2 protein-coding genes are annotated in these 2,291 nt (G+C 64.7%); both read left to right on the top strand.

Features of this window, described 5'->3' with window-relative positions; all coding sequences use genetic code 11:
- Positions 1-51: 51 nt before the first annotated feature.
- A complete protein-coding gene (locus AC1DU6_RS28025) occupies positions 52-1,989 on the top strand; it encodes an SLBB domain-containing protein (RefSeq protein WP_477861124.1) in 1,938 nt (645 codons plus the stop codon).
- Positions 1,990-2,006: 17 nt separating this feature from the next.
- Positions 2,007-2,291, top strand: a 285-nt coding sequence (locus AC1DU6_RS28020) for a Wzz/FepE/Etk N-terminal domain-containing protein (RefSeq protein ID WP_477861123.1), incomplete at its 3' end; no start/stop codon positions are given.

Below are 2,291 nucleotides of genomic sequence, written 5' to 3'. Positions count from 1 at the left end.
CCCATGACTAGTCCCGGTCTCTTGGAATTGCCTAAATATTCACCATCCACCGTGACTCAGACATTCGCCAAGGTAAAGCGCGGGGCGTCCACCCATCTGGCCTGCCACCTGATGGCCTCGCTGGCATTCGGCCTGCTGGCCAGCATGACCTCGCTGAGCAGCCGTGCGGCCGAGACCAACAGCAACGATTCACAGGTAGGGCCGGTGCGGCTGGTCGCACCGTCGCAGACGCCAGCGCGCCCCGCAGGCAGCGACCCGGGCAGTGAGGCACCGCGTGAATCTCAGCGCGAGCCGCAGCGGGAGTCGCTGCGCCCTCTCGATCCGTCTGACCGCGACGCGCGTCGGCTTCTCGAGATGAGCGAGTTCGAACGCTACGTGCAGCGTGYCGTCGGTGAAGACGTTGAAGTGCCTCGCTTCGGCATGGAGCTGCTGAGCCCGCGCGTCGGCACGCCAGGCGAAGGTTCCAGCCAGATTCCCGGCGACTATGTCGTCAGCGTGGGCGATGAGCTGCTGGTCAACCTTTGGGGCGCTGTCGAGGCCGACCTGCGCCTGACCGTCGACCGGAACGGACGCATCACCATTCCGCGGGTCGGACCGGTCATGGTGGCGGGCCTGCGCTATGGCGACCTGAATACAGCCATCGACCAGCGGGTGAGCCAGGTGTTCAAGAACTACCGGCTCAGCACCTCGCTGGGCAGGCTGCGCAGCATCCGCGTCTATGTCACGGGGTTCACGCTCAAGCCCGGCGCCTATGCAGTCAGCAGCCTGTCAACCATCGTCAATGCGCTGATCCAGGCAGGCGGGCCTTCCGCAGCTGGCAGCCTGCGTCAGATCGAATTGCGCCGCGGCGGCAAGCTGGTCAGCCAGTTCGACCTGTACGACCTGCTCCTGCGCGGCGACAAAACGGCGGATCGCGTGCTGCAGTCGGAGGACGTCGTCCATATCGGGCCTGTTGGGCAGCAAGTCGCACTGATTGGCAGCGTCAACCGCCCTGGCATCTTCGAACTCAAGCCGAGCGAGACCATTGACGACCTGTTGCGGATGGGCGCGGGCTTCAATGCGGTAGCCGACCGGTCGCGCCTGGCCGTTGAAAGCCTGGATACGCGCAACGATGCTCGCATCACCGAGTTGACCCTGCCGCAACAACTGCGCGCAACGCTCAAGAGCGGCGACCTGGTGCGCGCCTTCAACGCGACTGCCGCCTTGTTGCCCCAGCACCGCCAGAACAAGCGGGTGCGAATTGAGGGCGAAGTCCAGCGCCCAGGGGAATACATCCTCCCGCCCGGAAGCAGCCTGACGGACGCCGTCAATGCCGCCGGTGGCCTGACGCCAGGCGCCTTTGTCTACGGCGCCGAATTCAACCGGGAAAGCGTGCGCATCACGCAGCAAACTCAGTATGAACGCGCACTGCGGGACCTCGAAACCGAGTTTGCTCGCGTTCAAGTGAGTCAGAAGGCGCTGACAGCCGATGAAGCGAACGCGCAGGGCGCGCGAGTGCAGAGCTCCAATCGACTCATAGACCGACTGCGCGCCGTCAAGCCGACCGGCCGCATCGTGCTGCAAACCGCACCCAACGCCGCACGCCTGCCAGACTTGATGGTCGAAGACGGCGACCGCCTTACCGTGCCTGCCAGGCCAACCACCGTTGGCGTATTCGGCAGCGTCTTCAATGGTGGCAGTTTCGTGTTCCGCCCGGATGCGAGCATTGAAGACATGCTGCGCCTGGCTGGCGGCCCAACCCGCGGCGCCGACACGTCAAGCACCTTCGTGATCCGCGCCAACGGCAGCGTGGTCAGCGCCAAACAGCAGTCCTCGGGCTGGATCTCCATGGGCTCTGGCTTCTCGACACTCGCCGCCTTGCCGGGTGACACCGTCTTCGTGCCCGAGGACCTGACGCGCACGAGCTTCAGCCAGGAAGCCAAGGAATGGACGCAGATCCTGTACCAGTTCGGTCTGGGCGCAGCTGCATTGAAGACTCTCAAGAATTAAACGGGCCAGACTTGTCGATGCTTTCGAACAACGCCGCGATTTCGCCTTCCGAGCCATCTCTGACCCTGTCCGACTTTGCCTCGGCGCTAGGCGTTCGCTGGCGGCTGCTCGCGATCGTTCCGCTGGGCGCCGCCGTACTGGCGCTGGGCGTCAGCTATCTCATCAAACCGACATTCACGGCTCGCACCAGCTTCATGCCACCCCAGCAGCAACAAGCCGCCGCGGCCGGCGCGCTTGCTTCCCTAGGGGCACTGGCCGGTCTGTCCGGTGCCGTGCGCAATACGGGCGACCAGTACGTCTCC

The organism is Roseateles sp. P5_B10 (assembly GCF_056400485.1).
Note: the sequence above shows the minus strand (reverse complement) of the source record. Positions and strands in the feature narration are given on the sequence as shown.